Source organism: Deinococcus grandis (assembly GCF_001485435.1).
GTDB lineage: Bacteria > Deinococcota > Deinococci > Deinococcales > Deinococcaceae > Deinococcus > Deinococcus grandis.
Genome location: NZ_BCMS01000005.1, coordinates 1 through 7,500, shown reverse-complemented (window position 1 = coordinate 7,500; position 7,500 = coordinate 1). Strand labels below are relative to the sequence as shown.

The 7,500-nt window shown below is 62.6% G+C and carries 6 protein-coding genes and 2 pseudogenes (1 of these 8 only partly in view); 1 reads left to right on the top strand and 7 read right to left on the bottom strand.

The features are described from left to right. Positions 1-683, bottom strand: a protein-coding gene (locus tag DEIGR_RS20055) for an IS630 family transposase (protein ID WP_153013568.1) whose coding sequence is annotated in 2 segments (ribosomal slippage) — positions 1-211 and positions 213-683 — 1,002 coding nt in all (it extends 320 nt beyond the left edge of the window). Because the reading frame shifts where the segments join, the coding sequence is not laid out codon by codon here. A gap of 96 nt (positions 684-779) precedes the next feature. Between DEIGR_RS20055 and tnpC (DEIGR_RS18295) the strand changes: the two genes are divergently transcribed. Then, positions 780-2,144 carry an IS66 family transposase gene (gene tnpC / locus DEIGR_RS18295; protein ID WP_058974636.1) on the top strand — a complete coding sequence of 455 codons (1,365 nt, stop codon included), beginning with the start codon at positions 780-782 and terminating at the stop codon, positions 2,142-2,144. Positions 2,145-2,152: 8 nt separating this feature from the next. On the opposite strand, the pseudogene DEIGR_RS20050 reads toward tnpC (DEIGR_RS18295), so the two are convergent. From DEIGR_RS20050 to istA, 6 genes and pseudogenes are all read right to left on the bottom strand, one after another. Further along, positions 2,153-2,749 (bottom strand): annotated as a pseudogene (locus DEIGR_RS20050) (IS6 family transposase); the annotation flags it as partial. A gap of 49 nt (positions 2,750-2,798) precedes the next feature. Further along, entirely contained in the window at positions 2,799-3,680 is an 882-nt protein-coding gene (locus DEIGR_RS21100; protein WP_174518667.1) for an antibiotic biosynthesis monooxygenase family protein, read from the bottom strand. A gap of 133 nt (positions 3,681-3,813) precedes the next feature. Beyond that, a pseudogene (locus DEIGR_RS20045) lies at positions 3,814-4,023 on the bottom strand (ATP-binding protein); the annotation flags it as partial. A gap of 18 nt (positions 4,024-4,041) precedes the next feature. Continuing rightward, positions 4,042-5,436: an IS66 family transposase gene (gene tnpC, locus DEIGR_RS20040; RefSeq protein ID WP_083524033.1), complete on the bottom strand. Its 1,395-nt coding sequence runs from the start codon at positions 5,434-5,436 to the stop codon at positions 4,042-4,044. 8 nt (positions 5,437-5,444) lie between these two features. After that, on the bottom strand, positions 5,445-6,089 hold the full coding sequence (locus DEIGR_RS18275) for an ATP-binding protein (protein WP_083524314.1): 645 nt from the start codon (positions 6,087-6,089) through the stop codon (positions 5,445-5,447). Continuing rightward, positions 6,086-7,387 (bottom strand): IS21 family transposase, encoded by a 1,302-nt coding sequence (gene istA / locus DEIGR_RS18270; RefSeq protein WP_058979836.1) that lies wholly within the window; start codon positions 7,385-7,387, stop codon positions 6,086-6,088. Before istA ends, DEIGR_RS18275 begins: the two co-directional genes overlap by 4 nt. Between the last annotated feature and the right edge of the window lie 113 nt (positions 7,388-7,500).

Below are 7,500 nucleotides of genomic sequence, written 5' to 3'. Positions count from 1 at the left end.
GTGCGCCGTTGATCGACGCTGGATGCGTGTGTTGCAGAAACTGTCCCGTCGTGGCGATCGCTCCAATCGTCGACACGCTGTCCCAGCGGTACTTGGACACCAACACGGGCGTCTGACCACAGGGGGCCCAGGTGCGGGTCACGGTGGGCTTCAAGCTGAAGCCCACCTCATCGATGAAGACGAGTGTTTCTCCGGCCTCAACTTTTTTTTTCCAACTCGGGCACCGTGGTGTCCACCCAGGTGACGAGGGCCTCCTGATCCTGTTCTCGTGCCCGCCTCATCGGTTTCTGTGGTGTGAATCCCCACTGCCGTAAGAGCCGACTGAGGTGATCGACGTCGTACCACACGTCGTAGGTCTGGCCGATCAGCTCGCGCACCTGTGGGCACGTCCAGCGGGCATTCGGGGCCTGCGCGGGGCCCGGCCCCGCGCTGAGGATCGTCATGATCTGGGCGATCTGAGCGTCTGTCAGTCGTGGTGTGCGGCCTGGAGCAATGGTGGCTTCAAGAGAGCCCTGTGTGCGCAGACGTTGTCGCCATCGTCGAACGGCACTGCTGCTGACGCCGCACCGTTCGGCGATCTGGGTGGAGCTGAGCTCCCCTGCGCGGAGATACGGCTCAGCGAACAGTCGCCGTTCTTCCATCTGTTCGCGGGTCCACCGGGTGGGTTGCCAGGCTGGCGGCATGCCCTCATCGTACCCCTCTCGTTACGCTCCAACGCAGGAATCAATTAGCGACCCCGCGAGCCGGACAGCATCGTCACATTCGCTAGGATGAGCCGCATGGCCACCCCGCTGACGGAACAGGATCTCTACGAGATCATCCGCAAGCAGGCGGAGCAGATCGAACAGCTTCAGAAGCGCATCGAGCAGTTGGAGCGTCAGCAACGCAAGTATGCCGCCCCTCATAGCCGGGGAAGTCGGAAAGCCCACCCGAAAACCGCAGGTCGTCGCGCTGGGGAAGGCGTCTTCACATACAAGCGTCCTCCTGCTCCCGAGCAGGAGGACGTCGTGATCGACGTCCCGGCGCCCAACACCTGCACGGCCTGTGGCTACGTCGGCGAGTTGATCTTCAAGCGTAACGACCGCGCCTGGATCAGTGACCTGCCCGCTCAGACCGTGCAGATCACGGCCTACCACGTGCCGGTGATGGTCTGCCCGCAGTGCGGGCAGACTGTACGTGGCGCGCATCCCGACCTCCAACCGGACCAACGTGGGGCGACGGGACACCGATGTGGTCCCCGACTGGCGGCCACCATTCAGGCGCTGCACCACGAGGTTGGTCTCCCACAGCGCCGCATTCCACGGGTGCTGGGACTGACCACCGGCATCCGGGTGTCCCAGGGGGCCATCACCCAGGCCGCCCAGCGCCTGGCACGTGATGGACGTCCGCTGGCGACACATGTCGAGTCCCTGGAACGGGAGCTGCGCGCAGCTCCCTATGTCCACCACGACGACACGGGCTGGCGAGTGAACGCGACACAGGCCTGGGTGAGCACCTTCCGCTCGGCCGAGACGGTGCTGTTCCGAGCGAATCTCCAGCACACCAACGTCGAGTTGCGTGCAGTGCTCGGCAACGCCTTTGGTGGAGTCCTGGTGTGCGACCGCTTCAAGGTCTATGACAGTCACACCCTGGCAGGGGTCCAGCAGCAAAAATGTCTGGCTCACGTCCTGCGCAACGTCCAGACGGTGAGTGAGCAGGCTCAGGGGAAGCGGGGACGGGGCCGGGAGTATGGGCAGCGCTTGGCCGAGGTGTGCCGAGCATTGATGGCGCTGCATGCCCAGCACCGTCGTGGAGGATGCAGCCTGGATGAGTACCGACAGCAGGGTGAGGCACTCACCCTGCGTCTGGACGCCTTACTCGACCGGCGCCCACTGAAGACCCCGGGGAACGAACGGCTACGACTGGGGTTGCTCAAGCAGTACCGGCAGGGCCGGTTGCTGCGGTTCCTAGTAGACCCGGATATCCCGCCGACGAACAACGCGGCGGAACGGAGCCTGCGGTCGGTGGTGATCGCGCGCAAGGTCTCGCAGTGCAGCAAGAACGCGCTGGGTGCACAGACGTACATGCGGATCAAGTCGACGGTGGAGACCGCGCGGTTGCGCGGTCAGGACCCCGTCGATGTCCTGATCAACCTGCGTCGCTAATCACGTACGACTCGGGCATGCAGGGCCAGGAATTCTTGCGTTCTCTGTCGTCGTTTGGATCCCAGTTGACTTCGCTGCTGTTGCCGTGTGGGTCGATGCGACTGCTCGACCAAGTTGTTGCACCGGGCCGCGGACACGACCTGGACGTGCTCCACGGCGTGGAGCACGGGAAGTGCCCGAATGGCGGTGCCATAGCTCCAGAGCTTGTCAGTGTGAATGGCCTCCGGTACGTCGTATTCCCCGAGCAGGCGGACGAAAAAGGACCTGGCCGCTCGGGTGTCGCGATGTTCTTGAAGCAGGATGTCCAGCACAGCTCCATCGTCATCCACCGCCCTCCAAAGCCAATGCTTCTGTCCACCGACCTCGACGTATACCTCGTCCAAATACCATCGGGAACCCCGTCGGGGTTCCCGATGGCGCAGCTCCTCAGTGAGGAGGGGGGCGAACTTGATGTTCCATGGCCGCAGCGTTTCGTGACTGACTTGGATGCCGCGCTCGTGGAGCAGTTCTTGAACGTCCCGCTGGCTGAGTGGGAAGCGGTGGTACAGCCGCAGAGCGTAGCCGATCACGCTCAGGGGAAAACGGTGGCGGTAGCGGTCAGTCACAGCTCACCAGCCTACAGAGGTTAAGTTGCCAGAGCCCACACGACTGGGATCAGTGTTCAAGTGGCAGGAGCGGATTGAGGCGCCGCTTGAGTTGAGCGACCGCTTCTTTCAACTCCGAGCTGGCTGTCGCGGCGATCAGTGTTCTGGTCAGGTCGACCGCCTGAATCTCGCCGGCACAGGCCAGCGCTTCAAGCTGTGACCATTGACCTGAACTGAGTTGCTTTTTCAGAATGAGCTGCAGGGTCGAGCGCTGGCTTTCCCACTGCTCACTGGGAGACGCACGATCAAGACGCTCCAGGTGAGCCTCAGCCTGCTGCTGCGCTTCATGCTCAGCTTTCTGATGCTGCCGGGATGCCCGCTCTTGCCTGGCCTGCGCCGGCGGTGTGAACTCGGCCGGGACGGCGTACTTCTCAGGGTTCTGCAGGTAGTCCGCGACCAGCCCCCCGGGATTTCGCACGGTACCCCCAGCATTCAGCCGGCGCTGCTCCAGAAACTGCAGGGCCAATTCGACCCGCTCCGGATGCTGAGCCGCGAGGGTGGCGGCCCTGGCGACAGACACTCCAGCTTGGCGCAGCATCACGACCAGGGCTGGATCGGCTGAATTGGTATCCGCAAAGACGTACTGGGCGACCGCAGATTTTCCGCGACCTTCGATGGTCGCGCTCTCCAGGTAATGGTTGGCGAGCAGCTCGTCATGGGCTGCTGTCAGGGCGCGCCTGACCAGGTCACTCCGGTCAGTGGTCAGTCCTGTCGCGTGCCGCCAGTCCACCAGCGGTACCCGCAGTTCAGAGAGGAGTGACCCATCATCCTGCCGCCGGTGTGCCTGTAATGTCCGGTACAGGGCGCGGGCAGGAGGCTGCTCAAGCTGGTAGGTGCCCGTCGAGCACGTGTGAAATGCCCGCCCGAATACTTTCGGCCAGTTGCTCGCCAAGGCGGATGCTGAGGGTCGCTTCACTGTCGAGCGTGTTCAGGTCGCCGTCGTCGTCATGGTCGCGGTAACGCTGTCAACGGCGCCGAAAAATTGACCAGTTTCGGCGGAATATTTTTGACCACCCTGCCAGCTGTCATGACCGTTTGACCTCCTGGCTGGTGGGGCTCAGCCCCACCAGTGCGCTCGGGAAGAGCCCTGATTTTTTCTTCTCCCTCAGCCGATACGATTCGCCTTTGATGTTCAGCACGTGGCTGTGGTGCAGCAGTCGGTCCAAGATGGCACTCGCCACGACAGGGTCCCCCAATACCTCGCCCCAGTCGCCAAATCCCTTATTCGACGGTAACTGCTCAGCAGGGCAAGCTCAGGGGTTGAAGTTAGGCATGAGCACGTCACCCGTGAACACGCTGACCAAGCCCTCCCAGACGCTGAGACCTTGCTTCTGCAACGTGGAAATGTAACTCCTGATCCGAGCGAAATTGCACCCACCCTCCTCGGACCGGAATCCTCCAGATACCTTGCGTTTCACGCACCATGCCCGCACGTCCCGCTCCGCCTGATTGTTATCAAACGGCACTCGGCAGTCATGTAGGAACAGCAGCACCGCTGCGCGGTGCTGCTGGCACCGCAACGCCAGATTCCGCCCATGTGACTGCTTCGTCGGACCGCGTCGCCCTGGAACGGGCGGCGCGGCTGGGTTGGCCAGCAAGCCCTCCTCAAGCAGTTCATCAAATCGCCGTTCAAACGCCGTGCGGGCCTCTGGGCTCAGCGTCCCGGCGTTCAGGTCGTGATACACCGTCCTCAGCGATTCCCGAAGTGCGCCAGCCCACACCTGCCCATGGTGTTCGGCCAATCCCCGCAGCTCCCGCAACAGATGAGCTCCGCACAGGGCATGCTGTGCCGGAAGTTTGAAGTACGAGCTCCAGGCGTCGTGGACCAGGATGCCGGTGTACTTCGGCAGGACCTTCATGTGCTCCAGTGCCGCGAGGCCGCGCCGGGCATGCTGGCCGTAGAACGTGAGCTGCGCGCAGCTCACGACATGCATCCAGTGCAGCTTCCCGTTCACCGGGCTGCCGGTCTCATCTGCATGCAGCACCGGTTGATGTGTCAGGGCTGTCCTGAGTCGCCCTTCAAAGTCCTGCAGTCGCTCCGCTGCCAGATTCAGGTTCAGCGCGATGGTGCCATCACTCGGGCGTGCTCCGCAGACCGCGTGCAGGATTTCACTGGTGCGTTCGAGGGGCACGAAGTGCGCCACGTTCAGATACACCGTCAAGGCGTGGACCCGTGGACCGTATTGCACCTGAGCCGTGACGTGCGTGGGGAAGGGTGCTCGCTGCCGGGAACGACATCCAGGGCAGATCTTGACGTCGGCGCGGTATTCGGTGACCTGAAGGTGGAGGTCGGGGAGGTCATGAACCTGTCGAGCGACCTGGGTGTCGACTGGAACGTCATCCCAGGCCTGCCCGCAGGTGCAGTGTCCCGTCACCGGGAGATCGACGATGACGTCGGGATGCGCGGACATCTTGAGGGTCTTGCCGGGGTGATCGGGTTGAGCGCCAGAAGACCGGCCGGTCTTCTGGCGCTCACTCTTGGGCTGCCAGGGCTTGTCCTGACTGGGAGGCTGACTGGATGTGGTGCTGTTTCGGGCCAGTTGAGCTTTGATGGTGCGAAGTTCAGCCAGCACCTCAGCGAGCTGGGCTTCGAGTTCACGGACGCGTGCCTCGAGTCGTTTGCAGTTTGGGCAGGGGACCTCGCTGATGGTCCACCTTACCCAATCGACTCCGGAAAATCACCCTGCTGAGCAGTTACATTCGACGTCAGGATCACGCTCCCCCGCTCATACCGTGCGGCGATCAGGCCAAACAGCGCGTTGGCGGCCAGTCGGTCGTACGGCCATACGCCGAATTCGTCGATGACCAGCACCTTGGGCTTCAGGTAGAACCGCAAGCGCTGCTCCAGGCGATTCAGGGCCTGCGCTTTGCGCAGGTCCTCCATCAACTGGCCGGCCCGCAGAAACAGTACGCTCTCGCCCTGTTCAATGGCCGTGATGCACAGCCCGACGGCCAGATGCGTCTTCCCGACGCCAGGTGGGCCCAGCAGAATCACGTTCTGGCCATCCGCGGCGAAAGACAGGGTGCCCAACTCCTTGATCAGGCGTTTGTTGACGCTGGGCTGGAACGCGAAGTCGAAACTCTCCAGCCGACGGTCAAAGGGAAGCTTCGCCAGTTTCCGTCGTCGTGCTCGGCCCTGCTCATCCCTGGCATGCACCTCGATCCGCAGCAGATCCGCCAGGAAATCCGCGTATGGAAGCTCTTTTTTCGCTGCGGCATCCAGACGGCTGTCCAGCAGGCTTGCCGCGTGTGGCAACCCCAGGCGCTCCAGATCACCTCGACAACGTTCCACCGCCATCATGCGGATTCTCCCCGGAAGACATCCGCCAGCACCTCATCCAGCGATACAGCGTCGGGGACGGCCACCAGGGCTGCGTATTCCGCCAACGACCGCTGCTCAACCTGCACTTCGGGCAATGCCTCGGTCTGGAAGGCGAGATGGGTGGTGCGGCGGGTTGCCGCACCACCCGCTGGCATGCCGTCGTACTGCTGGTCTGTCACGAACCGCGCGCCACGCTGCGCGGAACGGGGATGGGTCGCAATCTGGACCCCACCGCTGAAAATCTGCACCGTGACGCTGTCCGCCTGGACCTCCACAGTCTGACCAGCGTAGGTCCAGGGAATGCCATAGAAGTTACCGGCATACGACACGAAGCTGTCCCAGCTGGCCTTCCGAGACTCACGCAGAAACACAGAAATGGATTCAATCGGGGGGATGGGCGCCAAGCTCGCTTGCTCCTGATGCAAGCGGTCCATGGGCCGTTCGCGGGTCGTGCCGTGAACCCGTTGATTGGCAATGTGGTCAAGCCAGGATCTGGCTTGACGATTCAGGTCGGCGTCATCGACAAATTGTGCGCCCAGCCAGAAATTCTTCTCGACGTAGCCGACCCCGCTTTCCACCTTGCCTTTTGTCCGTGGCCGGTACGGTCGGCAGAGTCGCAGCGCGAAGCCCAGTCGCAAGGAGAAGTCCAGGAACTGCGGATTCCAGACCGGTGCACCGGTCTGGTCCCGCTCCAGCACGACCTGTTTGGTGTTGTCATACAGGATGGTCTGGGTGATTCCGCCGAAATAGGCGAAGGCATTCAAGTGACACCGGATGAAACTCGCGGTATCCGCTTTGCGGATGAACTCCACGTACAGCGTCCTGGACCAGCCCAGCACCATCACGAACGCCCAAATCGAACGAGTCTGGCCTTCCAGGTTGCGGTAGGTGTACCGGCCGAAGTCCACCTGCGCCTGCTCGCCTGGCGCGGTTTCAAAGCGCGTCGTGATCCGCTGGGCGGACACGCGTGTCCGCCGAAATGGGCGCACGAAATCTTTCACCACGGTGTACTGACCGTCGTAGCCGAGCTCCTGTAGCTCGCGGAACAACACCACGGCGTTGAGGACGCCTGCCTCGATCCGCGTGGTCAAAAACCCTGTGAAGGGGGCCAGTTTGCTGCCTCGCGGTTTCCGGGGACGCGGCTGAGGGAGGCCGGGTTCACGCAGGTATTTCTTGACGGTGTTTCGACTGATGTCCAGCGTTTTGGCGATGCCGCTGATGGATTGACCTGCCGCCTTGAGCTCAATGATGTGCCGCACCTGTGCGCCTCCGAGCATGCCGACCTCCGATTCGTAGTGAATCGCAGATCGTGGGGGGCTTGAACCGGGGCATGGTCAATTCCTATCCGCCACTACTGGTCATTTTTAGTCCGCCGACGACACTGGTACGT